Source organism: Micromonospora sp. ATCC 39149 (assembly GCF_000158815.1).
Lineage (GTDB): Bacteria > Actinomycetota > Actinomycetes > Mycobacteriales > Micromonosporaceae > Micromonospora.
This window is the reverse complement of the sequence record NZ_GG657738.1, coordinates 2836275-2862979: the sequence shown is the minus strand read 5'-3', so window position 1 is coordinate 2862979 and position 26705 is coordinate 2836275. Positions and strand designations below refer to the sequence as shown.

23 protein-coding genes, 1 pseudogene and 1 riboswitch are annotated in these 26705 nt (G+C 73.7%); of the genes and pseudogenes, 9 read left to right on the top strand and 15 right to left on the bottom strand.

The features are described from left to right. Positions 1–382 (bottom strand): annotated as a pseudogene (locus MCAG_RS33640) (peptidase S8); the annotation flags it as partial. A gap of 78 nt (positions 383–460) precedes the next feature. Between MCAG_RS33640 and MCAG_RS12095 the strand changes: the two are divergent. After that, complete coding sequence (locus tag MCAG_RS12095; protein WP_036376937.1) at positions 461–2275, top strand: glycerol-3-phosphate dehydrogenase/oxidase; 1815 nt, start codon at positions 461–463, stop codon at positions 2273–2275. Positions 2276–2386: 111 nt separating this feature from the next. Here the strand turns inward: MCAG_RS12095 and MCAG_RS12090 are convergent, their stop codons facing one another. Together MCAG_RS12090 and MCAG_RS12085 are read right to left on the bottom strand one after the other, a co-directional pair. After that, on the bottom strand, positions 2387–3787 hold the full coding sequence (locus MCAG_RS12090) for an FAD-binding oxidoreductase (protein ID WP_007073257.1): 1401 nt from the start codon (positions 3785–3787) through the stop codon (positions 2387–2389). A gap of 21 nt (positions 3788–3808) precedes the next feature. After that, on the bottom strand, positions 3809–4435 hold the full coding sequence (locus tag MCAG_RS12085; RefSeq protein WP_036376935.1) for a metal-dependent phosphohydrolase: 627 nt from the start codon (positions 4433–4435) through the stop codon (positions 3809–3811). 192 nt (positions 4436–4627) lie between these two features. Between MCAG_RS12085 and MCAG_RS12080 the strand changes: the two genes are divergently transcribed. Then, on the top strand, positions 4628–5887 hold the full coding sequence (locus MCAG_RS12080) for an aromatic acid exporter family protein (protein ID WP_232290377.1): 1260 nt from the start codon (positions 4628–4630) through the stop codon (positions 5885–5887). A 98-nt stretch (positions 5888–5985) separates the two neighbouring features. Here MCAG_RS12080 and MCAG_RS12075 read toward each other — a convergent pair whose 3' ends face one another. Then, positions 5986–7257: an aminotransferase class V-fold PLP-dependent enzyme gene (locus tag MCAG_RS12075; RefSeq protein ID WP_007073255.1), complete on the bottom strand. Its 1272-nt coding sequence runs from the start codon at positions 7255–7257 to the stop codon at positions 5986–5988. 46 nt (positions 7258–7303) lie between these two features. Then, positions 7304–7423: riboswitch (SAM riboswitch) on the bottom strand. Positions 7424–7489: 66 nt separating this feature from the next. Between MCAG_RS12075 and MCAG_RS12070 the strand changes: the two genes are divergently transcribed. After that, on the top strand, positions 7490–8944 hold the full coding sequence (locus MCAG_RS12070; protein ID WP_157548006.1) for a PrsW family intramembrane metalloprotease: 1455 nt from the start codon (positions 7490–7492) through the stop codon (positions 8942–8944). A gap of 140 nt (positions 8945–9084) precedes the next feature. Here MCAG_RS12070 and MCAG_RS33635 read toward each other — a convergent pair whose 3' ends face one another. After that, complete coding sequence (locus MCAG_RS33635) at positions 9085–9246, bottom strand: hypothetical protein (protein WP_198141798.1); 162 nt, start codon at positions 9244–9246, stop codon at positions 9085–9087. 155 nt (positions 9247–9401) lie between these two features. Then, positions 9402–9749, bottom strand: coding sequence for a co-chaperone GroES (locus tag MCAG_RS12065; protein ID WP_007073252.1), 348 nt, complete (start codon positions 9747–9749; stop codon positions 9402–9404). 131 nt (positions 9750–9880) lie between these two features. Here MCAG_RS12065 and MCAG_RS12060 point away from each other — a divergent pair, with 131 nt between their 5' ends. Continuing rightward, positions 9881–11260, top strand: a complete 1380-nt coding sequence (locus tag MCAG_RS12060) for an AI-2E family transporter (RefSeq protein WP_007073251.1) — start codon at positions 9881–9883, stop codon at positions 11258–11260. Between the two features lie 55 nt (positions 11261–11315). On the opposite strand, the gene MCAG_RS12055 is transcribed toward MCAG_RS12060, so the two are convergent. Further along, on the bottom strand, positions 11316–13463 hold the full coding sequence (locus tag MCAG_RS12055) for an ATP-dependent DNA helicase (RefSeq protein ID WP_036373196.1): 2148 nt from the start codon (positions 13461–13463) through the stop codon (positions 11316–11318). A 140-nt stretch (positions 13464–13603) separates the two neighbouring features. Here MCAG_RS12055 and MCAG_RS12050 point away from each other — a divergent pair, with 140 nt between their 5' ends. The 4 genes from MCAG_RS12050 (at position 13604) to MCAG_RS12035 (ending at position 17064) form a co-directional block, all read left to right on the top strand. After that, positions 13604–14110, top strand: a complete 507-nt coding sequence (locus MCAG_RS12050; RefSeq protein WP_007073249.1) for a DUF402 domain-containing protein — start codon at positions 13604–13606, stop codon at positions 14108–14110. Between the two features lie 190 nt (positions 14111–14300). Continuing rightward, a complete protein-coding gene (locus MCAG_RS12045; protein ID WP_036373194.1) occupies positions 14301–15272 on the top strand; it encodes a PPK2 family polyphosphate kinase in 972 nt (323 codons plus the stop codon). Positions 15273–15425: 153 nt separating this feature from the next. Beyond that, positions 15426–16052, top strand: a complete 627-nt coding sequence (locus MCAG_RS12040) for a DUF47 domain-containing protein (protein ID WP_036373192.1) — start codon at positions 15426–15428, stop codon at positions 16050–16052. 4 nt (positions 16053–16056) lie between these two features. Then, entirely contained in the window at positions 16057–17064 is a 1008-nt protein-coding gene (locus MCAG_RS12035) for an inorganic phosphate transporter (RefSeq protein WP_007073246.1), read from the top strand. A 123-nt stretch (positions 17065–17187) separates the two neighbouring features. On the opposite strand, the gene MCAG_RS12030 is transcribed toward MCAG_RS12035, so the two are convergent. Then, positions 17188–18156, bottom strand: a complete 969-nt coding sequence (locus tag MCAG_RS12030) for a Gfo/Idh/MocA family protein (protein ID WP_007073245.1) — start codon at positions 18154–18156, stop codon at positions 17188–17190. An 81-nt stretch (positions 18157–18237) separates the two neighbouring features. On the opposite strand from MCAG_RS12030, the gene MCAG_RS12025 reads away from it, so the two are divergent. Then, a complete protein-coding gene (locus tag MCAG_RS12025) occupies positions 18238–19071 on the top strand; it encodes an NUDIX domain-containing protein (protein WP_007073244.1) in 834 nt (277 codons plus the stop codon). A 77-nt stretch (positions 19072–19148) separates the two neighbouring features. Here MCAG_RS12025 and pstB read toward each other — a convergent pair whose 3' ends face one another. The 7 genes from pstB to MCAG_RS11990 all read right to left on the bottom strand — a co-directional run bounded on the left by pstB (position 19149) and on the right by MCAG_RS11990 (position 26316). After that, positions 19149–19925: a phosphate ABC transporter ATP-binding protein PstB gene (gene pstB, locus MCAG_RS12020; protein ID WP_007073243.1), complete on the bottom strand. Its 777-nt coding sequence runs from the start codon at positions 19923–19925 to the stop codon at positions 19149–19151. A 17-nt stretch (positions 19926–19942) separates the two neighbouring features. After that, the gene (gene pstA / locus MCAG_RS12015; RefSeq protein WP_007073242.1) at positions 19943–21031 is read right to left on the bottom strand and encodes a phosphate ABC transporter permease PstA; all 1089 of its coding nucleotides are present in this window, start codon (positions 21029–21031) and stop codon (positions 19943–19945) included. Beyond that, positions 21028–22119 carry a phosphate ABC transporter permease subunit PstC gene (gene pstC, locus MCAG_RS12010; protein WP_007073241.1) on the bottom strand — a complete coding sequence of 364 codons (1092 nt, stop codon included), beginning with the start codon at positions 22117–22119 and terminating at the stop codon, positions 21028–21030. Before pstC ends, pstA begins: the two co-directional genes overlap by 4 nt. Positions 22120–22166: 47 nt before the next feature. Further along, positions 22167–23270, bottom strand: a complete 1104-nt coding sequence (pstS, locus tag MCAG_RS12005) for a phosphate ABC transporter substrate-binding protein PstS (protein WP_007073240.1) — start codon at positions 23268–23270, stop codon at positions 22167–22169. 298 nt (positions 23271–23568) lie between these two features. Continuing rightward, entirely contained in the window at positions 23569–24492 is a 924-nt protein-coding gene (mshD, locus tag MCAG_RS12000) for a mycothiol synthase (RefSeq protein WP_007073239.1), read from the bottom strand. 26 nt (positions 24493–24518) lie between these two features. Further along, the gene (locus tag MCAG_RS11995; protein WP_036373190.1) at positions 24519–25403 is read right to left on the bottom strand and encodes a polysaccharide deacetylase family protein; all 885 of its coding nucleotides are present in this window, start codon (positions 25401–25403) and stop codon (positions 24519–24521) included. A 199-nt stretch (positions 25404–25602) separates the two neighbouring features. Further along, positions 25603–26316, bottom strand: coding sequence for a response regulator transcription factor (locus tag MCAG_RS11990; RefSeq protein ID WP_007073237.1), 714 nt, complete (start codon positions 26314–26316; stop codon positions 25603–25605). Between the last annotated feature and the right edge of the window lie 389 nt (positions 26317–26705).

The window sequence follows — 26705 nt, the reverse complement described above, 5'->3', positions numbered from 1 at the left end:
CAGGTACGCCTCGTGGTGCACCGGCGGCAGGGTTTCGCAGCAGGGTGAGCGCGCCGAGGGCGAGCAGCCCGGCGAGCCAGGCCCGGCCGGTGGCCCGGACCGCCCCGGCGCGGGGCAGCAGGGCCAGCAGCAGCACCGGCACCCCGGCCAGCAGCACTGTCACCAGGGCGACCGCCGGCCACAGCCAGACCGCCCGGTCCAGCCCGGTGGCGAGCCGGACCTGGTCGGCCAACCAGCCGACCAGCTCGGCCGGCACGGCGACCGCGACCGTCCAGCACCCGACCAGCGCCGCCGCCACCACCGGCCACGGGCTGGGGCGGATCGGCGGCGGGATCACCACGGGCGACAGAAACGGACGCCCTGCGTACGGACCGACCTCCATTCCCCGACAGTACGGCGAGATCACGACGTGCCGCGCGGCGGCCACGACGGCTACGGTGGACGGGTGCGTGACCCCAACATCTCCCGAAGCGTCGCCGGCCAGCTCTCCCCGGCGCGACGCGCCGCCGACCTGCGGCGACTGCGTGCCGAACGGTTCGATGTCCTTGTGATCGGCGGCGGCGCGACCGGCACCGGTGCCGCGCTGGACGCCGCCTCCCGGGGCCTGAAGGTGGCCCTGGTGGAGGCGCGCGACTTTGCCGCCGGCACCTCCAGCCGGTCCAGCAAGCTGATCCACGGCGGCCTGCGTTACCTGGAGCAGTTGGAGTTCCACCTGGTCCACGAGGCGCTCACCGAGCGGGGGCTGCTCGCCACCCGGCTCGCCCCGCACCTGGTCCGGCCGGTGCCGATCCTGGTTCCGCTGCCCGCCGGGCAGGGTGTGCGCGACCTGCCCGGCCGCACCTTCCGCCGCTCCTACTACGGCCTCGGCGTGGCCGCGTACGACGCGTTCGCCGGGTTGTTCGGGGGCGGGCGGGGGATGCCGCTGCACCGGCACCTCACCCGGGAGGGCGCGCGGCGGATCTTCCCGAGCCTGCGCGCCGACAGCCTCGCCGGGGCGATCCGCTACTACGACGGGCAGGTCGACGACGCCCGGCTGGTGGTCACCCTGGCCCGCACCGCGGCCAGCCTGGGGGCGACCGTGGTCAGCAGCGCCCGCGCCGTCGGCCTCATCCGGCAGGCGCGCGAGGTGACCGGGGTCCGGGTCCGGGACCTGGAGGCCGCGCCCGGCTCACCGGACGCCGAGTTCGAGGTACGCGCCCGCACGGTCATCGCCGCCACCGGCGTGTGGACCGACGACATGTCCCGGATGCTCAACGACGTCGGGCTGCGCCGTGGGGTCCGGGTACGGGCGTCCAAGGGGGTGCACCTCGTGGTGCCCCGTTCGGCGATCACCGGCGAGACCGGCCTGATCCTGCGTACCGCCACCAGCGTGCTGTTCGTGATCCCCTGGGGCGGGCACTGGATCATCGGCACCACCGACACCGACTGGCAGCTCGACCGGTCCCACCCGGCCGCGTCCGCCCGCGACATCGCGTACCTGCTGGAGCAGGTCAACGCGGTGCTGGACCGGCCGCTCACCACCGACGACATCGAGGGCGTCTACGCCGGCCTGCGGCCGTTGCTGGCCGGCGAGGCAGACTCCACCTCCAAGCTGTCCCGGGAGCACGCGGTCGTCGAGCCCATGCTCGGGCTGCTGCTGGTCGCCGGGGGCAAGTACACGACGTACCGGGTGATGGCCTCCGACGTGGTGGACCGCGCGGCCCGCCGGCTCGGCGGGGTCCGCCCGTCCCGCACGGCCGACCTGCCGCTGCTCGGCGCCGACGGGTACGCCGCGATGTGGCGGGACCGGGCCGACCTGGCCCGCCGGCACGGGATGCCGGTCGGGGTGGTCGAGCACCTGCTGGAGCGGTACGGCACCCTCACCCTCGACCTGCTGGCGCTGGTCGACGCGGACCCGCTGCTCGCCTCGCCGCTGGCCGGTGCACCGGAATACCTGGCGGCCGAGGTGACGTACGCGGCCCGCGCGGAGGGGGCGCTGCACCTGGAGGACGTGCTGACCCGACGTACCCGGATCTCCATCGAGACCGCCCACCGCGGCCTGGAGTCGGCCGAGCACGCCGCCGAGCTGATGGGTGCGGTGCAGGGCTGGGACGCGGCGACCCGGGCGCGCGAGGTCGAGCACTACCGGGCCCGGGTGGAGGCGGAGCGGGAGTCCCAGCTCATGCCGGACGACGCCACCGCGGACGCGGCCCGGCTCGGCGCGCCGGACGTGCGGGGCTTCGCGGCGGACCGGGCCGACGGTGATCCCGTCGAGCTGCCGTCGTCCCCCCGGTAGCCGAACCCCTGCCGGTGGGCGGGTCACCCCTGGGTACGGGATCCTGCTGCTGCTCACCCAGGTCAGCCCGGCGTGAGGCCACCGCCTGACGCCGGGCTGCCCGGGGCGGCCTCAGAGCACCTTGCCGGGGTTGAACAGCCCCGCCGGGTCGAGCGCCGCCTTGATCGCCTGGTGCACCCGCACCCCGACCGGCCCGATCTCCCGGGCCAGCCATTCCCGCTTGAGCAGCCCCACCCCGTGCTCGCCGGTGCAGGTGCCGCCCAGCGCCAGGCCGAGCCGCATGATCTCGTCGAACGCCCGCCGGCCCCGCTCCACGCTGGCCGGGTCGGCGCGGTCGACCACGATGTTCGGGTGCAGGTTGCCGTCGCCGGCGTGCCCCACCACCCCGATCGGCACGGCGCACTCCTCGGCGATCCGCGCCACCCCGTCCAGCAGCTCGGCGAGCGACCCGCGCGGCACCGCCACGTCGTCGATGACCAGCCCGCCATTGCCACCCGGATACGCGTCGGCGGCGAACTTCTCCATCGCCGGGTGGGCCAGCCGGCGGGCCTGCAACAGCGCCGCCGCCTCCACGGCGTCGGTGGCGACGTACACCTCGTCGGCCCCGGCGTTCCCGCACACCTCGGCGATCCGGGCCAGGTCCTCGGCGGCCCGCGAGCCGGTGTCCACGGCGGCCAGCAGCAGCGCCTGCGCGTCGGTGCGCAACCCCATCGGCTGGTACGCCTCGATCGCCCGCAGGTGCGTGCGGTCGAGCAGCTCCAGCAGGCTCGGGGTGAGCCCCCTCGCGGCGATCTGGGCCACCGCCGTGCCGGCGTCCGCCGTGGAGTCGAAGACGGCGACCAGGGTCAGCGACTCCTCCGGGGCGGGCCGCAGCGCGACGGTCACCTCGGTGATCACGCCGAGGGTGCCCTCCGAGCCGACGAAGAGCCGGGTCAGGTCGTATCCGGCGACGCCCTTGGCGGTGCGTCGGCCGGTGCGCAGCACCTCGCCGGAGGCGAGCACCACCTCCAGGCCGAGCACGTACTCGGCGGTCACGCCGTACTTGACGCAGCACATGCCGCCCGCGTTGGTGGCGACGTTGCCGCCGATCGTGGACGACTCCCAGGAGCCCGGGTCCGGCGGGTAGTACAGCCCCTCCCGGCGGACCGCCCCGGCCAGTGTCGCGTTGACCACCCCGGGCTGGACCACGGCGATCCGGCCCACCGGGTCGATCTCCAGGATCCGGTCCATAGCCACGGTGCTCAGCACCACCGCGCCGTCCACCGCGTTCGCCGCGCCGGCCAGCCCGGTCCGCGCCCCCTGCGGCACCACGGGTACGCCGTGCCGGGCCGCCGCCCGCACCACGCCGGCCACCTCCTCGGTGCCGCGCGGGCGGACCACCACCAGCGGCGTCCCGGCCGCACACAGGTCGGCCTCGTCCCGCTCGTGTGTTCGCAGCAGGTCCGGGTCGGTCAGGACGGCGGTGTCGCCGAGGAGGGCGCGCAGGTCAGCGAGGAGGGGGGATCCGGCCATGCAGCTGAGGCTAACCGGCGGCTAGCGGAGGGTGGCTAGTTCGCGGGTGAGGTTTGTGCGGGCCCGGTGTTCCCAGGTGGGTGCCAGGTCGGGGAGGTGGTAGAGGGCGGGCAGGGCCAGGAGGGACTCCAGGACCCGGGCGCGGCCCGGCCGGAAGTCCCGGTCCGGGACGTGCGCGTACTCCTGGCGGACGGCTGCGGCGTACCGGTCGTACTCCTCGGGCGGGCCGGCCAGCACGGCCAGGTCGGCGTCGCAGAGCAGCACCCCGTCGCGGTCGGCGGCGGCGACCGCGTGCCCGGCGGTGAGCAGCACCAGCCGGCGGACCTCGGCCGCCGCCGAGACCGGTGCCCCGAGCCCGGTCAGCAGCGCCTCGGCGAGGTCGGCGCTGGCCCGCTCGTTGGCGTCCCCGGCGGCGCGCGGGTCGTAGATCGCGTCGTGGCACCATGCGGCGAGCCGGACCAGGTCCGGCTGGTCGGCCAGCACGGCGTACGCGTCGACCACGTCGAGTACGGCGGTCAGGTGCCGGACCGTGTGGTAGCGCCGGTGCGGCTCCCGCCAGCGGGTCAGCAGGTCCTCTCCGGCGCGGGCCAGCGCGGGGCCGTCGGGCACGCCGGTACCCCGGGCCGCCGCCCGCCACCGGTCCAGCAACCCGACCGCCCGGTCGTCTTCCGGCCCGACCGGCTGGCCGTTGCCGAGCCTGAGCGCCCGGTCGGCGTCCAGCCCAGCCCGGTCGGCGTCCGGGTCGGGCCCCCGGCCGTCGTCCAGTTCCGTCACCCGACCGAGTCTGCCGCAGCGGGCGAGGATTCACCGTCCCTCCGGCGGGTAGTCCCCGCCATGGCCGTGGCCCGGGACCGCCGACCTTCGTTGCTGCGGCGTGCTGGGCTGCGCGAGGGCGACACCGACGTCGACGCGCCAAGGATCGCGGCGGCGATGGCGCAGCTTCGCCAACGGGGCCGGGCCACCCTGCACGACCGGCTGCACCGGGTCCGGATGGCGCTCGGGCTGGCCGGTCAGGCCGGGCTGGCCGCGGCACTGGCCTGGATCGTCTCCCACGAGCTGATGCACAACCCCCAGCCGGTCTTCGCGCCGATCTCGGCGGTCGGCACCCTCGCCGCATCGGTCGGCCAGCGGCTGCGGCGGACCGTCGAGCTGATCGTCGGGGTGGCGGTCGGGGTGTTCCTCGGCGACGTGCTGATCTACTTCCTGGGTACGGGGGGCTGGCAGCTCGGGTTGGTGGTGACGGCGGCCATCCTGCTGACCATCTTCTTCGGCGCGAGCGTGGCGATCGTCATCCAGGCCGCCGCGACGGCCGTGCTGATCGTCACACTCAGCCCGTCCACCCAGGATCTGGAGATTCCGCGCTTCGTGGACGCGTTCGTCGGCGGCGGGATCGCGCTGGTGGTGACGGCGCTCCTGCTGCCCCTGAACCCGCTCCAGGTGATCAACCGGGCCGCCCGACCCGCACTCGACCTGCTCGCCGAACAGCTCGACGTGGCCGCCGGGGCGCTGCGTGACCGCGACCGGGACAGCGCCCAGGCCGCCCTGGAACGGCTCCGGGAGAACAAGGCGGAGCTAGCCACGTTCACGGAGGCGATCGAGGGTGCGAAGGAGACCAGTACCCTCTCCCCGGCTCGCTGGCACCGGCGCAGCGAGCTGACCCACTACGCCGAGGCGGCCGACCCCATCGACCGGGCGATGCGCAACAGCGGCACCCTGATCCGGCGCGCGGTGACCATGATCGAGGACGAGGAGCCGGTGCCGGAGCCGATGCCAGAGGCGGTGACCCACCTCGCCGAGGCGGTCCGCCTGCTCCGCCACGAGTTCGCCGTCGGGGCGGAGCCAGAGAAGGCCCGGGAGCGTTGCCTGCGCGCCGTCAGCGAGGCTGGCCGGGCGTACGAGCAGGGGGTCGGGTTCTCCGGCAGCGTGGTGATCGCGCAGGTGCGGACCACCGCAAGCGACCTGCTGGTGGCCTCCGGGATCGAGCAGCAGGAGGCGAACCGGCTGGTCCGGCAGTCCTTCGGCGAGCAGGAGAAGCCGGCCACGGGCACAACCGAGGCCGGCGCCTCCCCGAAGCCCCCCACGGCCCCGCCCCTGGGCTGAGTGGCGCGAGGCACGGGGACGCGGCGCGCGGGGAGGCGCGCACCAGGTGCCGGGCGCGGGGACCGGAGTGCGGGGACGCGGGGATCAGGATGGGTGGCTCAGCACAGCTCGGCGAGGGCGGCCAGCAGGCGGTCGACGTCCTGTGCCGTGCTGCCCAGGCCGAGGCTCGCCCGCAGGGCGGTCGACGGCAGGTCCGCCCGCCCGCTGCGGGCCGCCGCCTCGGCGAGCAGCCGCCGGGCCAGCGGGTGGGCGCAGAACAGGCCGTCGCGAACCCCGACGTCGTACCGGCCGGCCAGCTCCGCCGCGACCTCCGCCGAGTCCCGGCCGGCGACCACGAACGAGACGATGCCGACCCGGGGCGCGTCCGGGCCGAAGGTACGCAGCTCCACCACGCGGGGCAGGGCGCTCAGGCCGTTCCGGAGCCGGGCCAGCAGGACCTGCTCCCGGGCGTGCAGCGCGACCCGGTCCGCGTCGGCGAGCGCGGCGCAGACCGCCGCGAGGGCGACCGCGCCGAGCAGGTTGGGCGTACCCGCCTCGTGCCGGGCCGGGCCGGCGGTCCAGCGCACCTCGTGCGTGGCGTCCCCGACGTGGCCGGTCGCGCCCCCGCCCGCCAGGTACGGCGGAGCCGCGTCCAGCCAGTCGCCCCGCCCGAGCAGCACCCCCGCGCCGAACGGCGCGTACAGCTTGTGCCCGGAGACGGCCAGGTAGTCCACGTTGAGCGCGGCCACGTCGACCGGGGCGTGCGGGGCGAGCTGGGCGGCGTCCACGGCGATCCGGGCGGCGTGCCGGCGGGCGACGGCGGCCAGCTCGGCCACCGGCCAGCGCTCCCCGGTCACGTTGCTCGCCCCGGTGACCGCGACCAGCACCGGCGAGCCGGCGACCGCGCCCCGGCGCAGCTCCGTCAGCGCCGCGTCCAGCGCCCGGACCGCCTCGCCCGGGCCGGCGGGCACGGGCAGTCGCACCGAGCCGCGCGGCCAGGGCAGCAGGTTGGCGTGGTGCTCCCCGGCGAACGTCACCACCGTCGTCCCGGCGGGCAGGGCGCGGGCCAGCAGGTTCAGCGCGTCCGTGGTGTTCCGGGTGAAGATCACGTGGTCGTCGGCCCGGGCGCCGAAGAAGTCGCCGACGGTCTGCCGGGCCCGCTCGTAGGCGAGGGTGCAGCGGCGCGACAGCGCGCCCGCGCCGCGATGCACGCTGGCGTACCAGGGCAGCAGCTCGGCCACAGCGTCGGCCGCCGCCCGCGCGCACGGCGCGCTCGCCGCGTGGTCCAGGTTGGTCTGGCCCGGCACACCGAGCACGTCGAGCGGCCGCGACGACGCCGGCGCGGTCCGCGCGGGCAGCGGGGCGGGCGGGGGTACGAGGGTGACGGTCATGGCCGACCTCCGGGTCCGGGGACCCCGGGTGACGCCACCGGGACGGGGTCCGCGCTTGCCCAGCGCCGGACGGGGCTGGGCCCGGTCATCACCCGGGGCACCCCACCGCGAACTCGACGAGGGTTGCCGGCCAGCAAGCCGGGGCTTGACGCTGGCGCTCGTGACCTGCCCACAGGATAGCGGCCACCGGATGCGCCCGGAACGGGCGGCGGGGGGTGACTACGCTGACAGAATGGCCGACACCCCGACCGGCGGCGCAGCTGTGCCGCCGTGGACCGCGCCCGACGTCCCCGCGCCGCCCGGCGGGCCCGCCCCCCGGATGCCGCTGCGCCGGCTGGGCTGGCGGCGGTTCCTGGTGTTGGCCCTGGTGGTGCTGCTGATCGCGGCGTGTGCGGTCTACATGCTCTTCGTGCTCGGCTCCAACCTCGGGGCCCAGGCGCTGCTGATCGGCCTGGTCGCCGCGATCCTGCCGGTACCGGTGCTGGTCTCCTGCTTCCTGTGGCTCGACCGGTACGAGCCGGAGCCGCTGAAGTACCTGATCTTCTGTTTCGCGTGGGGCGCGTTCGTCTCCACGGCCGCCTCGCTGACCGTGAACGAGTTCTTCGCCGCCCGGTTCGCCGACTGGGGGCTGCCGAACGCCCTCACCGGGGTGCTGGTCGCCCCGTTCATCGAGGAGCTGACCAAGGCGCTCGGGCCGATCCTGCTGCTGATCTTCCGCCGGCGAGAGTGGTCCGGGATCACCGACGGTCTCGTCTACTGCGGGCTGTCGGCGGTCGGCTTCGCCATGGTGGAGAACATCCTCTACCTGGGCGGCTACGGCTACGCCTCCGGCGTCGACGAGTACGGCCCGGCCACCGGCGCGCGGCAGGTCATCGCGATCTTCATCGTCCGGATCCTGCTGTTCGGGTTCGCGCACCCGCTGTTCACCTCGATGACCGGGGTGGGGCTCGGCATCGCCGCCCGGACGGCCGACCGGCGGGTGCGGTTCCTCGCCCCGCTCGCCGGCCTGCTGCTGGCGATGATGCTGCACGGCACCTGGAACCTGTTGCCGTCACTGGCGCAGGCCACCGGCCAGGTCATGATCGCGCTGTACGGCTACCTCGGCGTCATGGTGCCGATCTTCTTCGCCATGGTCGGGCTGGCGGTCTGGCTGCGCGGCTGGGAGGGGCGGCTGACCGAACGCACCCTGCCCGACTACGTGCGGGCCGGCTGGCTCACCCCACCCGAGGTGGCGTCGCTGGGCAGCCTGGGCCGGCGGCACGCGGCCCGGACGTGGGCCCGCCGGGTGGCCGGCGACGCGGGCGTCAAGGCGATGCGGGGGTACCAGTTCTCGGCCACCCGGCTGGCGCTGCTGCGCGACGGGATGCGCCGAGGGCTGGACCGCAGGCCGGCCGACCGGGAACGGACCGCGCGGGAGGAACGGGAGCTGCTGGACGCGCTCACCGCGTACCGGTCGTTCTTCGTCGGGCGGGACCCGCAGACCCCGGTCGGCAGTTGGGACGGCCACCGTTACCACCTGCGGTTCCCCGACGGCTCGCACCGGCCCGTCGAGGCGCCGGACGAGCCGGTGGTGCCGATCCCGGTGGTGCTCGTTCCGCCGCAGCCCCCGGCCCACCCCGCCGGCTACGGCCCGCCCGGCTGGTACGGCCCCCACCCGCCCGCGCCCTGGCCGCCGCGCACGGGGTGACGACCCGGCCTCGGCGGCCGGGGTGGGGCTCGTGTGCCCGGCCGCGCCGAGCGGGTTCAGGGCGGGGAGAAGCTGCCCTGCTGGTCGGGGTGGTTCAGGGCCCGCCGAGCGGGTCGGGCGGGGCAGGGTCTGCCGAGCGGTCAGGTCGTCAGGCTGGTGAGGAAGTCGCCCATGCCCTGGGCCATCGCCATCAGGCCGCCGCCGATCGATTTGCACACCTGCGCCGCGCCGTCCGGCTGGAACGCCACGAAGTAGATCAGGAACGCGACGCCTCCCCAGAGGAACACCTTCTTCACGAACACCGGCACGCTCCCTCCCCAGGGTGCTGGACGTGCCTGGCTTCCCGTCGCCGCCGGCCGCAAACGACGCACCCCCGACCGGCCGCACACGATGCGGCCCGGGGGGAGTGTCAGGAGGGGGCCCCTGTTCTATCGAAGGTGTCGACAGGGGCCCTTCCCTACAAGTAGAGGCCCGTGGAGCCCGTGGCCTCCGCCTCGACCCGCTCGGCGGCCACGGCGTGCACGTCCCGCTCGCGCAGCAGCACGTACCCCCGGCCGTGCAGCTCGACCTCGGAACGGTCGTCGGGGTCGAATAGCACCCGGTCGCCGGAGACGATCGAGCGCACGTGGGGGCCCACTCCGACGGCGGTGGCCCAGGCGAGGCGCTTGCCGACGGCGGCGGTCGCCGGGATCACGATGCCGGCGGTGGAGCGGCGCTCACCCTCACTGCCCTCCATCCGCACCAGCACCCGGTCGTGCAACAGGCGGATCGGCAGGCCGGAGTCGAGATTCGCATCGGCGGTCACGAACGGAACGGTACCGCGTCCGCCCGGAGCGGTCTCGCCGGTGGGTTACGCGGTCCCGGGCCGGGGGGGCAATGTGTGGTGGAACCGCCCTAGGGTAGGGGAGGTCGGACGTATCCTGTCCCCCCTGTCGTCTGGGCGGGCGGGTTCTGCTGCGGGAGGTGCGCTTGAGCCGCTTCGAGCGGGTACGAGGACGGCTGCGTCGCGCGTACGAGTCGGGACGGGACGCGGTGCGGCGGGCCCGCGCCGACCCGACCGGGCGGGCCGACGTGAGGGGCCGCCGTGCGGTGCCGCCCGGTAGCGTCGACGTGCCGGAGGAGGCCGGCGTGGCCTCGCCGCGCTCGCCCGGGCCGGTGGCACCGCCGTCGGCGGTCGTGGTCGGAGCCGAGCCGCCCGCCGCGATGCACAGCTCCACCGCCAGCCGGGACGACGCGGACGTGCCGCACGCGCTGCGTATCGCCGCGGCCTGGTCCTGGCGGCTCATCGTCATCGGCGTCGTGTTCTGGGCGCTGCTGAAGGTCGTCGCCACCATCAGCATCGTGATCATTCCGCTGGCCGTCGCCATGCTGCTCTCGGCCCTGCTCGCCCCGGCCGTGGGCTGGCTGCTGCGGGCGCGTTTCCCCCGCTCGCTGGCGACCGCGGTGGTGCTGGTCGGCGGCCTGGCCGCCGTGGTCGGCACGCTGACGCTGGTGGTGAACGAGTTCATCCAGGGCGTGCCGGAGCTGAGCAAGAAGTCCTCCGAGGGTGTCCGGCAGATCCAGGACTGGCTGAAGACCGGCCCGCTGCACCTGTCCGACAGCCAGCTCGACCGGTACATCGAGGAGGCGCCAACCTGGATCAACAACAACACCGAGCGGTTCACCAGCGGGGCCGTCTCCACGGCGGCGACCCTGGCCGAGGTGCTGACCGGCATCGTGCTGGTGCTCTTCGCCACGTTCTTCTTCCTGCGCGACGGCAACCGGATCTGGCGCTTCCTGGTGCGGCTGCTGCCGGTGGCGGCCCGGTGGAAGGTCGACGACGCCGGCCGGGCGTCCTGGGAGACGCTGGGCGCCTACGTGCGGGCCACCGTGCTGGTCGCGTTCATCGACGCGGTCGGTATCGGCACCTTCCTGGTCATCTTCGACATTCCGTTCGCGTTCCCGCTGGCCGCCCTGGTCTTCCTCGGTGCGTTCATCCCGATCGTCGGTGCCGCCCTCTCCGGCGGGGTCGCGGTGCTGGTGGCGCTGGTCGACAGCGGCCCGGTCACCGCCCTGATCATCCTGGGCGTGGTGATCGGCGTGCAGCAGGTCGAGGGACACGTGCTCCAGCCGCTGATCATGGGCCGGGCGGTGGCCATCCACCCGCTCGCGGTGATCATCGGGATCGCCGCAGGCGTGGTGCTCGCCGGGATCACCGGCGCGCTGGTCTCGGTGCCGCTGATCGCGGTGCTCAACACGGCCGTCCGGCGGCTCGCCGCGCGTACCGTGCCGGACACCCCGCCGGACGCCGTGGTGGTCGCCTCGCAGGCACCCTGACCGCCCGGCCGCGTCGCGGGCACCCTGCCGGGGCCCGGACAGGGGCGGCCCGGCGTCACGACTTGCCGAGTCGCTCCAGGGCCCCACGGGCCACCTCGGGGCGGGTGGTGTACCAGAACGGGGGCAGCGAGCGGCGCAGGAACGGGCCATACCCGCGCGCCGTCTCCAGCCGCGAGTCGAGCACCGCGACCACGCCCCGGTCCCCGGTGGCCCGGATCAGCCGGCCGACGCCCTGGGCCAGCCGCACCGCCGCGATCGGCACGCTGACGGCGGAGAATCCGGAGCCGCCGCCCGCGTCCACGGCGGCGGCGCGGGCCGCCGCGAGCGGCTCGTCCGGCCGGGGGAACGGCAGCCGGTCGATCACCACGAGCTGGCAGGAGTCGCCCGGCACGTCGACCCCCTGCCACAGCGACATCACGCCGAACAGGCAGCTCGACCGCTCCTCGCGGAACCGGCGGACCAGCAGCGGCAGCGCCTCCTCGCCCTGGAGCAGGATCTGCAGGTCGGTCTTCGCGCGCAACAGCTCCGCCGCCTGCTGCGCGGCCCGCCGGGAGGAGAAAAGCCCGAGGGTACGCCCACCGAGCGCCCCGACCAGGTCGAGCAGCTCCTCGCCGGCCGCGTCGGGCAGGCCGGAGGCGGCCGGGCGGGGCAGGTGCGCGGCTACGTAGAGGATGCCCTGCCGGGCGTAGTCGAACGGGGAGCCGACGTCGAGCGACCGCCAGCCCGGCCCCTCGGTGGCGGGCACCGTGCCGGTGGCGGGGCGGCTGCCCGGGGCTGCGGCGACCGGGGCGTCCCCACGGGCCGTGGCGGCGGCCAGTGCGGCGGCGGCCGGGGACGGCGGGGCGGGCGGCGGCGCGTCCAGCCCCAGCGCCCGGGCCACCGTGTCGAACCGGCCGCCCAGCGCCAGCGTCGCCGAGGTGGCGACGACGGTGCGCTCGTCGTACAGGTGGGTGGCGAGGGTGCCGGCGACGGAGAGCGGGGCCACCACCAGGGCCCGGCGGCTGCCGTTGTCGGGCTTCTCCACCCAGGCCACGTCGTGCTCGGCCTCCTCCAGCAGTCGCTGGGCGGTGGCGGACAGTTCGTCCAGCACAGCCTTGGCCTGCTGCTTGCGGACCGGGTCCGGGTCGTCGGACTTGACCTCGCCGATCGCGTCCAGCGCGGCGCGGGTGGCGGCGTCGAGCAGCGTGCACGCCTCGCGCAGCGGGCCGGGCAGCCCGGCCGTGAGGCGGCCCGCGGGCACCTCGGCCAGCCCGACCGCGAGGGCGTCGCCGGCCTCGGTGAGCCGCTCGGCGATCTCCGGGCGCAGCAGCGGCCGGGCCCGCCGGGTGGACCGGTCGATCAGCTCCGGCACGAGCTCGGCCTGGGCCGCCGAGGAGACCCGGTCGGCCAGCTCGTGCGCCTCGTCCACGATCAGCAGCTTGTGCGGCGGCACGATGTGCCGGCCGGCGATCATGTCGACGGCGAGCAGGCTGTGGTTGGTGACCACGATGTCGGCCTCCCGGGCGCGGGCCCGGGACGCCTCGGCGAAGCACTCGGCGCCGAACGGGCAGCGGGACGCCCCGACGCACTCCCGGGCCGGCATCGACACCAGCCGCCAGGCCTGGTCGTCGACGCCCGGGTCCAGCTCGTCGCGGTCGCCGGTGTCGGTCTCCATCGCCCAGTCGCGCAGCCGCTGGACCTGCTTGCCGAGCCGCCCGGCCTCGCCGAGCCACCCGCCGCCCCCGCCGCCCGGCCGGGGCGGGGCGGCGTCGAAGAGGGTGTCCGTCGGCTCCTCCTCGGTCGCGTTGTCCAGCCGGGCTAGGCAGAGGTAGTGGTGGCGGCCCTTGAGCACGGCGAAGGTCGGCCGGCGGCCGAGCACCGGCTCCACGGCGTCGGCGAGCCGGGGCAGGTCGTGGTCGACGAGCTGGGACTGCAACGCCAGGGTCGCGGTGGAAACCACCACCGGGCCGTCCACGGTCAGGGCCGGGGCCAGGTAGGCCAAGGACTTGCCGGTGCCGGTGCCGGCCTGCACCAGCAGGTGCTCGCCGGAGGCGACGCACTCGGAGATCGCGGTGGCCATCTGCTGCTGGCCGGGGCGGGCCGCGCCGCCGGGGACCGCGCCGACCGCCGCGGCGAGCAGCTCCCCGGCGTCGGCCCGCTTGCCGCGCCGCCGGGCGGAACTGCGGGGGAGAGCGGAACCGGGAGCGGTGCGCGGCGGAGTCACCGTGCGACGGTACCCGTCGCCGCCGACACCGGTCCGCCCCCGTCCCGCGTGGCGGGGTGGTCACGCTACGGAATCCTCCGGGGCCGATCCTGTTACTTCCCCCGCGCGACGGGTGGGCGTTATCGACTAGGGTGCGACTCATGCCGAGCGACGTGGTCCGCGTGATCTACCGCAAGTACGACGGCAGCGCCCACCGCGACTACCCGGCCCGCCATCTGGCCACCGACGACCTTGGCGTGTGGCTCGGGGTGCCGGCCGGCACCGACTCCATCTACCACGGCCGGCCCTCCGTCGAGCAGATCCCCTTTGTCCTGCTGGTGCCGCACCACGCCTGGTGGACGTGCATGTTCAACCCGCCGCCGCGCACGAGCGAGGTCTACTGCGACGTCACCACCCCGGTGCGCTGGGAGGGCGACGACACGGTCCACCTGTTCGACCTCGACCTGGATGTGGTGCGCCGTCGGGGCACCGGGCTGGTCGAGCTGCGCGACGAGGACGAGTTCGCCGAGCACCGGGAGCAGTTCGGCTACCCGGACGACCTGGTGGTCGAGGCGGAGGCGGCGTCGCGCTGGCTGCTGGGCGCGCTCGGCGACGGCAGCGAGCCGTTCGCCACGTCGTACCGGAAGTGGCTGGCCCTGGTGGTCTGAGCCCGCCGCCTGGCGGCCCGTCACCAGCGCGGCGGCCAGTCGGCCGCCACCCCGAGGCCGGGCCCCGGAGGGTGCTCGACGGGCGAGAGCGGACCGGGTGGGTGATGATCCTGTGATGAGCGGGTTCGATGGTGCGCGAGCAGGTGCTGCCCGGGATGTTCGTGGCGTCGTGCCGCCCGAGGGCGCGGGGATGCGGGAGTTGCTGCGGGTGGGCGGGGACGCCGTCGACCTGGCGGCGATCGACCCCCGGTCGACGCCCGGGCTGCCGGCGTCCGCCGCCGACTGCGGCGGTGCTGGCGATCGTCAGCGCCGCGCCGGCGGCCACGCAGATCGCCGCGACCGGCCCGCCAAGGGCCGCAAGGCGTGGGCGCGCGAGCAGGCGCGGCTGCTCGGCGCGGCCCTGGGGCGGCAGCAGGAGATGCTGTACGCCGCCGCGAAGGGCGCGGCCGGTCCGGGCGTCCCCAGCGGCACCCCGACGGCCGCCGACGCCGGGCCGGGGTGGGGCCGACCCGACCGGGTGCTGCTGGTGCTCCAGGCCATGGACTGCGGCGGCAAGGACGGCACGATCCGGCGGGTGGCCGGGGCGATGAACCCGCTCGGGCTGCACATCCGCTCGTTCGGCCCGCCGACGGCGCGGGAGCGGCGGCACGGCTTCCTGTGGCGGATCCGGCGGGCGCTGCCGCCGCCCGGGTACGTCGGGGTCTTCAACCGCTCGCACTACGAGGACGTGCTGATCGCCCGGGTGGAGTCGCTGGTACCGGAGGCCGTCTGGCGGGCCCGGTACGACGAGATCAACGCCTTCGAGCGGGAGCTGACCGACGCCGGGGTGAGGCTGGTCAAGGTCATGCTGCACATCTCGTACGCCGAGCAGGGCGAGCGGCTGCTGGCGCGGCTGACGGACCCGACGAAGCACTGGAAGTACCAGCCGAGCGACCTCGACTCCCGGGCCCGCTGGAACGACTATCAGGCGGCGTACGCCGAGGCCCTGAGCCGGTGCGGCACGGACGCCGCGCCCTGGTACGTGGTGCCGGCGGACCGGAAGTGGTACCGGGACTGGGCGGTGGCCCACCTGCTCCGGGAGACGTTCGACGACCTCGATCTCGGGTATCCGCCGGCGGACTTCGACGTGGCGGCGGAGCGTAGGCGGTTGCGCGGCGATTGACCGGATTCAGATGAACGGAAGGTGAACGACCAGTGAATGACGACTGGCCAGGGGTGGGCCGACGAATTAGCGGTTCCGCTGTTTCCTAGCATTCCCGTTGCAGGCACCCCCGGGGGTCCGCCACCCTTCCACCGACACGACGAGGTCCAGGCTGTGAAGTTTTCCTTCCGCCCCACCGAGGGCGCCTTCTACGAGCTCTTCACCAGGGCCGCGCAGAACCTGGTGCGGGGTACCGAGCTGCTGAACGAGCTGGCCCTACCGGGCGTCGACGTGCAGTCGGTGAGCGAGCGGCTGACCGAGGTCGAGCATGACAGCGACCAGATCACCCACGACCTGTACAAGAAGATCAACTCTACTTTCATCACCCCGTTCGACCGGGAGGACATCTACCGGTTGGGCTCGCTGCTCGACGACGTGATGGACCACCTGGAGGCCGTGGGCAACCTGCTCTACCTGTATGGGCTGACCAAGCTGCCGGCGCTGCCACGGGAGCTGCACGAGCTGGTCAACGTGCTGGACCAGCAGGCCAAGCTGACCGCCGAGGCGATGCCCCGGCTGAGGTCGATGAAGGACCTCGAGGACTACTGGATCGAGTGCAACCGGCTGGAGAACGACGGCGACCAGGCGTACCGGATGCTCCTGGTCCGCCTCTTCTCCGGCGAGTACGACGCCTTGACGGTGCTCAAGATGAAGGAGGTCGCCGACGAGCTGGAGGCCGCCTGCGACGCCTTCGAGCACGTGGCCAACACCGTCGAGACAATCGCGGTCAAGGAGTCCTGATCCTGTGAGTTCCGAACTCATCGCCGTGCTGGCGGTGATCGCGGTGGCCCTGGTGTTCGACTACACCAACGGCTTCCACGACGCCGCCAACGCGATCGCGACCAGCGTCTCGACCCGCGCCCTGACACCCCGGGTCGCGCTCGCCCTCGCCGCGGTCGGCAACTTCGTCGGCGCCCACTTCGGCGCCGGGGTCGCCAAGACCGTCGGCGACGGCCTGGTCACCCTGCCCACCGGCATCGAGAGCCTGGGGGTGGTCTTCGCCGGGGTGCTCGGCGCGATCGCCTGGAACCTGATCACCTGGTACTTCGGCCTGCCGTCGTCGTCCTCGCACGCGCTGTTCGGCGGCCTGGTCGGGGCGACCCTGCTGGCCACCGGCGGCGTGGTGCAGTGGGTCAACATCGGCGAGAAGGTGCTACTGCCGATGGTGCTCTCGCCGCTCGTCGGTCTGACCCTGGGTTACCTGATGATGCTGGCGATCCTGTGGCTGTTCCGCAACGGGCAGCCGGGCAAGCTGAACCGGGGCTTCCGCTGGGCGCAGACCGCCTCGGCGGCGGCCATGTCCGTCGGCCACGGCATGCAGGACGCCGCGAAGACCATGGGCATCGTGGTTCTCGCCCTTTACACGGGCGGCTTCCAGGACGACAAGACCCACATTCCCGGCTGGGTGTTCTGGACCTCGGCGGCGATGCTGGCGGCCGGCACGTACGCCGGTGGCTGGCGGATCATCCGGACGCTGGGTCGCAAGATCATCGACCTGGGTCCGCCGGAGGGCTTCGCCGCCGAGACGGTGGCCAGCGCGGTGCTCTACTTCAACGCCCTGGTGCTCAAGGTGCCGATCTCCACCACCCACACGATCACCTCGGCGATCATGGGCGTGGGGGCGACGAAGCGGTTCTCCGCGGTGCGTTGGAACGTGGCGGGCAACATCGTGGTCGCCTGGATCGTCACGTTCCCGGCGGCGGCGCTGATCGCCTGCGTCACCTACCTGCTGGTTCGGCCGATCTTCGGCTGACAGCCGCCCGCCGACCGGCCCGCCGAATTGGCGCGCTGCCGGCCCGCGCGCTGGCCGGCCCCGGCGGTCAGGAAGGGCCCCCTGTACAACAGAATGCGTTGACAGGGGGCCCTTCCCTGCACCTCACTTGTAGTGCACGCCGATCTGCTCGCGGATGTCGTCGAGCAGGCCCATCACCTCAAGCGTGGTGGCGTGCGGCACCAGCGGGCTCTCCGTCAGCCCCGCCGCGAGGCAGCGCTGCACCTCGATCGCCTCGTACTGGTAGCCATCGCCGGTCAGGTCGGCGGGGATCGTCTCCGGCTCCGCGCCGGCCCGGTGCAGGGTCGCCGACGGCGGCCGGAAGAACGGCGCGGGCAGGTCGATGCGGCCGGCGGTGCCGGTGATCGAGGCGACCACCGGGGTGGCCCCGATAATGCCGCAGCTCAGCGTCGCCACCGCCCCCGAGTCGTAGCCGAACACGATGCCGGTGTTCTCGTCCACGCCCTCCGGACCGATCTTCGCCCAGGACCGCACGTGCTGCGGGAGGCCGAGCAGCAGGTGGGCCAGGCTGACCGGGTAGACGCCCAGGTCGAGCAGGGCGCCCCCGCCGAGCGCCCGGGCGCGCATCCGGCTCTCCGGCGCGAACGGCCCGGCCACTCCGAAGTCGGCCTGCACGCTGGTGACCTGCCCGATCGCCCCGTCGGCGAGCAGCTCGACCACCCGCAGGATCAGCGGATTCGTGCGCATCCACATGGCCTCCATGAGGAAGACCCCCCGGGCGCGGGCGACCTCGACCAGCTCGATGCTGTCGGCCAGGTCGAGGGTGAACGGCTTCTCCACCAGCACCGCCCGGCCCGCCGCCAGGCAGGTCATCGTGGCCTCGTGGTGGGCCGCGTGCGGGGTGGCCACGTAGATCGCGTCCACCTCGTTGTCGGCGGCCAGCTCCGCCCAGGAGCCGTACGCCCGCTGCGCGCCGTGCTTCTCGGCGAACAACCGTGCCGCCTCCGGCGTCCGCGAGCCGACCGCGACCAACTCGGCCCCCGGCACGAACCGCAGGTCGTCGGCGAAGCGGCCGGCGATGTGGCCGGTGGCCAGAATCCCCCAACGTGTCATGCGCCCACGCTAGCGGGATGTGGGCCGACCCCCCACCGCCGCCGGACCGGCCGATCCACTCTGCGGGACTAGGCTCGGCGCATGACGATCGACAGGCACGGTTTCGCCGCCCCGCCGGCCCTGGTCGAGAACGCGCGCCGGTTCCGCGCCGAGGGCGGCACGCCGGCGCGGCCCCGGGTCGCGGCCACCGTGCTGCTGTTGCGCCCGGCCGGCGTCGACTTCGAGGTGTACGTCATCCGTCGCGTCGCCACAATGGCCTTCGGCGGCGTGTACGCCTTCCCCGGCGGCGGGGTGGACCCGTCCGACTCCGCGGCTCACCTCGACTGGGCCGGGCCCGAGCCGGCGGGCTGGGCCGGGCGGCTGGGCCTCGCGCCGGACGTCGCCCAGGCGGTGGTGTGCGCCGCCGCCCGGGAGGTCTTCGAGGAGTCCGGGGTGCTGCTGGCCGGCCCGGACGCGGCGACCGTGGTGGGCGACGTCAGCGGGGACGACTGGGAAGCCGCGCGGCAGGACCTGGAGGCACGCCGCCGGGGCTTCGCCGAGCTGCTCGCCGGGCGGGGGCTCACTCTCCGGTCGGACCTGCTGCTGCCGTGGAGCCGGTGGATCACTCCGGAGTTCGAGCCGCGCCGCTTCGACACGTACTTCTTCGTGGCGCTCCTGCCGCTGGGCCAGCGGACCCGGGACGTCTCCGGCGAGGCCGACCACACCATGTGGGTCCGGCCGGCGGACGCCCTGGCCCGGGCGGAGGCCGGCGAGCTGACCATGTTGCCGCCGACCCTGGTCACGCTGGCCCAGGTGGCCGCCGCCGGCGACCTGGCCGGGGTGGCCCGCGCGTCCGCCACCCGCGACGCCGCGACCCCGGTCACCCCCCGCCTGGACCTGCCCGCCGACGGCGAGCCTCGCTTCGTGCTTGGCTGAGCGCCCTTGCCGCCGCGCGGTTGGCAAGGGGCTCTTGTTGTCGCCCAGGCGACAACAAGAGCCCCTTGCGTCGCACCTCAGCCGAAGCGGCCCGTGATGTAGTCCTCGGTCTTCTTGTGGCTCGGGTTGCTGAAGATCTTCTGGGTGTTGTCGTACTCGATGAGGCGGCCCGGGTCCCCGGTCTTCTCGATCGAGAAGAAGGCCGTGCGGTCGGAGACGCGGGCGGCCTGTTGCATGTTGTGCGTGACGATGATGATGGTGAACTTGTCCTTGAGCTGGAACATCAGGTCCTCGATCGCCAGCGTGGAGATCGGGTCCAGCGCCGAGCACGGCTCGTCCATCAGCACCACCTGCGGCTCGACGGCGATCGTGCGGGCGATGCAGAGCCGCTGCTGCTGGCCGCCGGACAGGCCCGCGCCCGGCTTGCCGAGGCGGCCCTTCACCTCGTCCCAGAGGTTCGCCGAGCGCAGCGAGTTCTCGGCCGCCTCGTCCAGGATGGACTTCTTCCGTACCCCGTTGAGCCGCAGCCCGGCCACCACGTTCTCGTAGATGCTCATCGTGGGGAACGGGTTGGGCCGCTGGAAGACCATGCCGATCATCCGGCGTACGGCGGTGACGTCCACGTCGCGGTCGTAGATGTTCTGCCCGTCGATGGTGAGGTCGCCCTCGACGCGGGCGCCCGGCAGGACCTCGTGCATGCGGTTGATCGACCGCAGGAAGGTCGACTTGCCGCAGCCGGACGGCCCGATCAGGGCGGTCACCGTCTTCGGCTCGACGGTCAGGTTGATGTTCTCGATCGCCTTGAAAGCGCCGTAGTAGGCGGTGACGTTCGAGGCGTCGACGCGCTTGGCCATGGTGGTACCTCCGGGATTCATCGGCCGAGCCGGTTCCGGCGAGCCAGCAGCTTCGCCGCGATCGTCAGGATCAGCACGAGGGTGACCAGGGTCAGCGCCGCCGTCCAGGCGCGCGCCGGTGCGTACTTCGACGCGTCGCCCGCCTGCTGGTAGACGAAGAGGGACAGTGACGACTGGTTGTTCTCGAACGGGTTGAGGTTGATCGCCGCGCCGCCGCCGGCCACGAGCAACACCGGCGCAGTCTCGCCGGCCGCCCGCGCGATGGCGAGCATGACGCCGGTGACGATGCCGGGCAGCGCGGTGGGGAGCACGACCCGCAGGATGGTCTTCCACTTCGGCACGCCGAGGGCGTACGCCCCCTCGCGCAGCGGCGCGGGGACGAGCCGCAGCATCTCCTCGGTGGAGCGGACCACGGTGGGCAGCATCAGCACGCTCAGTGCCAGCGCGGCGGCGAAGCCGGAGAAGCCCGGCCGGCCGTCGTTGAACACCGGCGAGACGACCAGTACCCAGAAGGCCAGCACGAACAGGCCGGAGACGATGGACGGGATGCCGGTCATCACGTCGACGAAGAACCGGATCGCGAAGGCGAACCGGCCCCGGCCGTACTCGACCACGTAGATCGCGCAGAGAATGCCGAGCGGGACGGTGATCAGCGCGGCGATGCCGACCTGCTCCAGCGTCCCGACGATCGCGTGGTACGCGCCGCCGTTGGCATCCCGAGCCCCGATGTTGTTCATCGAGGTGCCGAAGAAGTTGCCGTCGAGGCGCTCGACGCCCTTGCTGACCAGCGTCCACACCACGGAGGCCAGCGGCAGGACGGCCAGCACGAACGCGGAGTGGATCAGCGCGCTCCAGGTGCGGTTGCGGGCCGAGCGACGCCCCTCGACGGCGTTGGCGGCGGCGAAGAGGCCGGCCAGGTAGAGCAGCGCGGCGACGGCCACGACGAGCACCGGGCCGCCGATGCTCGTGCCGTACACGACGGCGGCGGCGACCGCGACGGCCGCGGCGGCGATGACCGGCGGGGCGTACTTCGGCAGCCGCCTCGCCCGGAGGGTGGCCGGCTGGGCCGGCGGGCGGGTGGGGTGATTGGCGACGGTGGTGCTCATGCGGCCGACTCCGTGAACTCCCGGCGGCGGTAGATGATCGCCCGCGCCGTGATGTTGACGATCAGCGTGATGGTGAACAGCACGAGGCCGGAGGCGATGAGCGCGCCCCGCCCGGTGTCGTTCGCCTCGCCGAACGCGTTGGCGATGTTGGCGGCGATGGTGTTGCCGCCGTTCTCGATGAGGTTGAACGAGATGCCGAAGGTGATGCCGAGGGTCATCGCCAGCGCGATGGTCTCGCCGAGCGCGCGGCCGAGGCCGAGCATCACCGCGGCGATGATGCCGGGGCGGCCGTACGGGAGGACGGCGGTACGGATCATCTCCCACCGGGTCGCGCCGAGCGCGAGGGCCGCCTCCTCGTTGGCGGTCGGGGTCTGGAGGAACACCTCGCGCGAGAGCGAGGTGATGATCGGCAGCACCATGATCGCCAGCACCAGTGAGCCGAGCATGATCGACTTACCGAACGGGCCGTCGCCGCCGAAGATCGGGATCCAGCCGAAGTAGGTGTTCAGCCACACCGAGAAGTCCCGGACCGGGTTGACGAAGATGTCCCGCCCCCAGAGCCCGAAGACCACGCTCGGCACGGCGGCGAGCAGGTCGATCAGGAAGCCCAGCGCGGTGCCGAGCCGGCGCGGCGCGTAGTGGGACAGGTAGAGCGCGATGCCCAGAGCCACCGGCACCGCGATGAGCAGCGCCAGCGCGGAGCTGAGCACCGTGCCGAAGGCGAGCGTGCCGATGCCGAACTCCGGGGCGGTGTCGTTTGGCGACCAGCCCTCGTACGTCCAGAAGTTCGCGGTGTTGGCGCGCAGGGCGGGGACCGCCTTGGCGATCAGGAAGACCGCGATGGCGGCGATGATCACCAGGACGGCGGTGCCGGCGGCCAGGGTCAGGCCACGGAAGGCGCGTTCCGCGCCGAAGGCCCGCGCCCGGGGCAGGCCGCCGCCGCCGCCGAGGTCGCCCCCGCCGGGGGTACGGGTGCTGACTGGTGCCTCGGCCACACGCGCCGAGGCACCGGCGGGCTGCCCGTGGCCTGGGGCCACGCGGATCCCGCCGGTGCCGGCGTTGGCCGAGCGGGGAGGGGTTTCACCCATCTGCTCGCTCGCTTCGAGTTGAGGGAGGTGTGGTGGTGTCGGTCCGGTCAGGAAAGGTTCTTGACCGCGGCCTCGACCTTGGTGCGGACCGAGTCCGGCAGCGGGGCGTAGCCCAGCTCGGTCAGTTCGGCCTGGCCCTCGGCGCTGGCGGCGTGGCTCAGCAGGCCCTTGACCAGCGGCAGCTTGTCGGCCGCGAGGCCCTTGCTGCAGACGATCTCGTACGTCACCAGGACGATCGGGTACGCCCCGGCCTGCGTGGTGTTGTAGTCGACCGACATCTTCAGGTCGTCGCCCTGGCCCTCGATCTTGGCGCCAGCGATGGTCTTGCCCGCGTTCTCGGCGGTCAGCTCGGCGAACTCGCCCGCGCCGTTACCGATCTTGGCCATCTTCAGGCCGGCGTTCTCGGCGAAGGACCACTCCATGTAGCCGATCGAGCCGTCCGCGCCCTTGACGGAGCTGGCCACGCCGTCGGAGCCCTTCGCGCCGGTGCCGCCCGGGGCCTTCCACGCCTTGGCGTTCTCGAAGGTCCAGTCCGCGCCCGCGGTCTTGGCCAGGAACTTCGTGAAGTTGTCGGTGGTGCCGGACTCGTCCGAGCGGTGCACCGTCTGGATGGTGGTCGACGGCAGCTTGGCGTCCGGGTTGTCGGCCTTGATCGCCGGGTCGTCCCACTTGGTGACCTTGCCTGCGAAGATCTTCGCGAGGGTGGCCGGCTTGAGCTGGAGGCTGTCCACGCCGCTGACGTTGTAGGCGACGGCCACGGGGCCGATCACCATCGGCAGGTGGATGGCCTTGCCGCCGGTGCACTTGGCGTCGGCCTGCGGCTGCTCCTCCGGCTTGAGGGCCGAGTCGGAGCCGGCGAAGTCGGCGGTGCCGGCGATGAACGCCTGGATGCCGGCACCCGAGCCGGACGGCTCGTAGTTGATCGTGCTGCCTGCACACTTCTGCTGGTACACCTTGATCCACTCGGCCATGGCGTTCTTCTGGGCCGAGGAGCCCTGCGCGTTCAGGGTGCCGGTGGCACAGTCGGCCGCGGCCGAGCCGGACGCGGAGGCGCCGCCGGCGGGCTCGTTATTGTCCGAGCCGCATGCACTGAGACCGAGCACCGCAGTAAGAGCGAGGCAGGCGATAGTGCCGTGCCGCTGGAGCTTCACCTGAGGGGTTTCCCTTCACGTCTGGACGGGCCGTTCCCGGCTGGGTGGCCCGGGGGAGGGCCGGCGTGACCCGGCTGATCTGAAAGCTAGGAGTGCCAGGTAGCCGGATCGCCGGTCGCAAGTAAACGAGGGGTGAACAGGTCCGGCCGGTAAGGTGGCCATAGGCCGAGGAGGGGTTGTCCATTTCGTGAACTCGCGGCCCACTATCGCTATTAATGCGATATATACGGACAGCCGTTATCGCGCCGAAGCCGTGGCGTGACATCGCCGTGACGCGGGGAACCGGGGAGGTTGCCGGTCAGCCGAGGTGGTAGTTGACGTGGGCGGACCACCGGGCGAAGCCGGCCCGCTCGTAGAGAGCGACCGCCCCGGTGTTCGACTCGTCGACGTAGAGCATCACCCGGTCCAGCCCCCGCCGACGCAGGTACGCCAGCCCGGCCGCGGTGAGCGCCCCACCGAGCCCGCCGCCGTGCGCGGACGGGTCCACCCCGAGCACGTAGACCTCGCCGATGCGGGCCGAGCCGGGTCGGGAGTGCACCTTGGTCCAGTGGAAGCCGAGCAGCCGGCCGGTGGCCGAGGAGACGGCGAGCAGGAAGCCGGCCGGGTCGAACCACGGCTCGGCGAGGCGCACCCGCAGATCGGCGGCCGTCCAGCGGCCCTGCTCCGGGTGGCTGGCGAAGGCCCGAGCGTTCAGCGCGAGCCAGGCGTCGTCGTCCTGCCCGGGGACGAACGCGCGCAGCACCACCCCGTCGGGCAGGCGCGGCTCGGGCGGCGGGTCGGCCAGCGGCCGGCGTAGCTGCCAGAGCACCCGGGCCCGGGCGAGGCCGAGGTCGACGCCGAGCGCGGCGGCGGACGGGTGGTCGCCGTGCGCCCAGGCCCGTACCGGCCCGGTGGCGGCGGCGAGCGACTCCCGGGCCAGCGCCCGGCCGGTGCCCCGCCGCCGGTACGCGGGGTGGACGGCCAACTCCACGCCGACACCACCGGCCGGGTCGGTGGTGTCCAGGTGGGCGTAGCCGATCAGCGCGCCGTCCGGCGCGCGGGCCGTGAGGTGGACGGCGGGGGCCTGCGGGTCACGCAGCCGCAGCAGCGTGTGCTCGTCGAACGGGTCGGCGCCGTCGGCGTCCCCCGCCGCGCGGGCCAGAGCCAGCACGTCGGCCACCTCGGCCGGCGTCAGCAGGGCGGCCCGGGTCATCCGGTCGGTCGTCGGCTCGGCGCTGCTCACCCGAGCAACGGTAGCGGGAGCGGCACTCAGGTGGTGCCCGTGGGCAGGGCCTCCAGCCGGAACCGGCCCGCCAGGTCCGGCAAAAGGCTGTTCAGCGCGTCCACCGTGCCCTGCCGGTTGCCGCCCGCGTCGTGCAGCAGCACGATCGACCCGGGCCGCGTCTCGGCGGAGACGGTGTGGGCGATCCGGGCGGCTCCGGGGGCCCGCCAGTCTGATGGGTCGACCGTCCAGTGCAGCGGGATGAGGCCCAGCTCCTCGGCCACCGACACCACCCGGTACGTCCACGCGCCGCCGGGCTGGCGGAAGTAGGCGATGGAGGCGTTCGGGACGGCCGCCCGGATCGCCGCGTTGGTACGCAGCAGATCGGCCCGGATGACGTCGACCGGCCGCCGGCCGAGCAGCTCGTCATGGCCCCAGGAGTGGTTGCACAGGGTGTGGCCGTCGGCCACGATCGCCTGGATCAGGTCGGGATGGTTCTGGGCGTTCTCGCCGACCACGCAGAACGTGGCCGTGACGCCGTACTTCCGCAGCAGCGCCAGGACCTGCGGCGTGTACTGCGGGTCCGGACCGTCGTCGAAGGTGAGCGCCACCCCCGGCGACCCGGTGGTGACCCGGGTGCCGAACGGGCCGTCGCCGCCGGTCTCCGGCGGCTGCCCGGCCGTGCCGTCCTGGCCGGTCTCGGTCGGCGCGGCGGAGGGGCCGTCGGTGGAGGACGGCGCGCCGCCCCGGCTGGGGCCGGTCTGCTCCGGCTGGTCGGCGAAGCTCGGGTCGTCCGTGCCCGCGGAGACCCCGGTGGGCTGCCGGGTCGGTGCGGGCACCATGCTCCGGCCAAGCGCGTACGCGGAACCGAGCAGGGAAACCGCCACCAGCGTGGCGAGCGCCACGACCCGCCCGGTCGCTTCCATGCGCATCAGCGGTTGCCGCCGCTCGATTGTGGGGACCGGCCCCTCGTCGCCCCTGTGGTCATCGCACGCACCGTCGCCCCTTTCCTCGGCTACTCGCCAGTCAGGATAAAACCGGCGAGTAGTGCAAAAAGGGCAAACAGGAAATTAGCGAAGCGGTGGACTCGCCGGCCGGACCCGGGACGGGCCCGGCCGACTGGCCGGCGGATCAGACGGGGACCGGGGCGTGCTCGGCCTCGGGCAGCGACCGCGACGGCGGCACGACGAACTTGTAGCCGACCTGGCGCACGGTGCCGATCATCGACTCGTACTCCGAGCCGAGCTTCGCCCGCAGCCGCCGGACGTGCACGTCCACCGTACGGGTGCCGCCGAAGTAGTCGTAACCCCAGACCTCGCGCAGCAGTTGGTCCCGGGTGAAGACCCGACCCGGGTGCTGGGCCAGGAACTTCAGCAGCTCGAACTCCTTGTACGTCAGGTCGAGCGGCCGGCCCTTGAGCTTCGCGGCGTACGTGTCGGGGTCGATGCTCAGCTCGCCGGCCCGAATCGAGCCGCCGGCCCCGGCAGTGGCGTTGCTCAGCCGACCGACCGCCAGCCGCAGCCGCGCCTCCACCTCGGCGGGACCGGCGCTGGCGAGGATGACGTCGTCGACGCCCCAGTCCGCGTTCAGCGCGATCAGCCCGGCCTCGGTGACGACCGCGACCAGCGGCACCCCCAGCCCGGTGGCGTGCAACATCCGGCAGGTGGCCCGGGCCTCGCTCAATTCCGAACGGGCGTCCACCAGGACCGCGTCCGGGCTTGGGCCGGCAACCAGCGTGCGGACGTCGCGTGGCGCGGTGCGCACCGAGTGTGGCAGCAGGTCGAGTGCCGGCAATACCACCGATGGTTCGCCTGCACGCGCGGTCACCAGCAGCAGGATCTCCACACGATCACCTCCGTCCCGGCGGCTCTCAAGGCCGCGCGCGACCAGCGGCCCCTGAGGCCGGGTGCGCTGAGAACTTGCGTGGGTCCCGGCGTCGCTGACGGGCGGGTAACGGCTTGAGCGTAACCGATCGCCCCGCCTGCGCCTCCAGGTCGTTTCCCGTTTGTCGGCCTTGCCCGCGATCGCGCCGCAGGTTTTAACGTTGCCGAAACCGTGGCCACCGTTCCGACACCCCGGTCTGGCACGATCAGGGCGTGTTTCCTTCGACCTCCTCCGAGGCAGGCCGGGACCCGTGGGCCGACGAGGCTCCCCCTGGGTCGGCAGGTCGCGCGCACCCACCGGCCCCGCGCACCGGCCCGGACGTCGACGACGGCCCCCCGGCGCGACGCGGG

Excerpts from the sequence above, each read along its gene's own strand:
- MCAG_RS12090 (WP_007073257.1), bottom strand. The coding sequence starts at position 3,787 with ATGGCCGGATCCCCCCTCCTCGCTGACCTGCGCGCCCTCCTCGGCGAC.
- MCAG_RS12075 (WP_007073255.1), bottom strand. The coding sequence starts at position 7,257 with ATGACCGTCACCCTCGTACCCCCGCCCGCCCCGCTGCCCGCGCGGACC.
- MCAG_RS12070 (WP_157548006.1), top strand. The coding sequence starts at position 7,490 with ATGGCCGACACCCCGACCGGCGGCGCAGCTGTGCCGCCGTGGACCGCG.
- MCAG_RS12050 (WP_007073249.1), top strand. The coding sequence starts at position 13,604 with ATGCCGAGCGACGTGGTCCGCGTGATCTACCGCAAGTACGACGGCAGC.
- MCAG_RS12045 (WP_036373194.1), top strand. The coding sequence starts at position 14,301 with ATGCGGGAGTTGCTGCGGGTGGGCGGGGACGCCGTCGACCTGGCGGCG.
- MCAG_RS12030 (WP_007073245.1), bottom strand. The coding sequence starts at position 18,156 with ATGACACGTTGGGGGATTCTGGCCACCGGCCACATCGCCGGCCGCTTC.
- MCAG_RS12025 (WP_007073244.1), top strand. The coding sequence starts at position 18,238 with ATGACGATCGACAGGCACGGTTTCGCCGCCCCGCCGGCCCTGGTCGAG.
- pstB (WP_007073243.1), bottom strand. The coding sequence starts at position 19,925 with ATGGCCAAGCGCGTCGACGCCTCGAACGTCACCGCCTACTACGGCGCT.
- pstA (WP_007073242.1), bottom strand. The coding sequence starts at position 21,031 with ATGAGCACCACCGTCGCCAATCACCCCACCCGCCCGCCGGCCCAGCCG.
- pstC (WP_007073241.1), bottom strand. The coding sequence starts at position 22,119 with ATGGGTGAAACCCCTCCCCGCTCGGCCAACGCCGGCACCGGCGGGATC.
- MCAG_RS11995 (WP_036373190.1), bottom strand. The coding sequence starts at position 25,403 with ATGCGCATGGAAGCGACCGGGCGGGTCGTGGCGCTCGCCACGCTGGTG.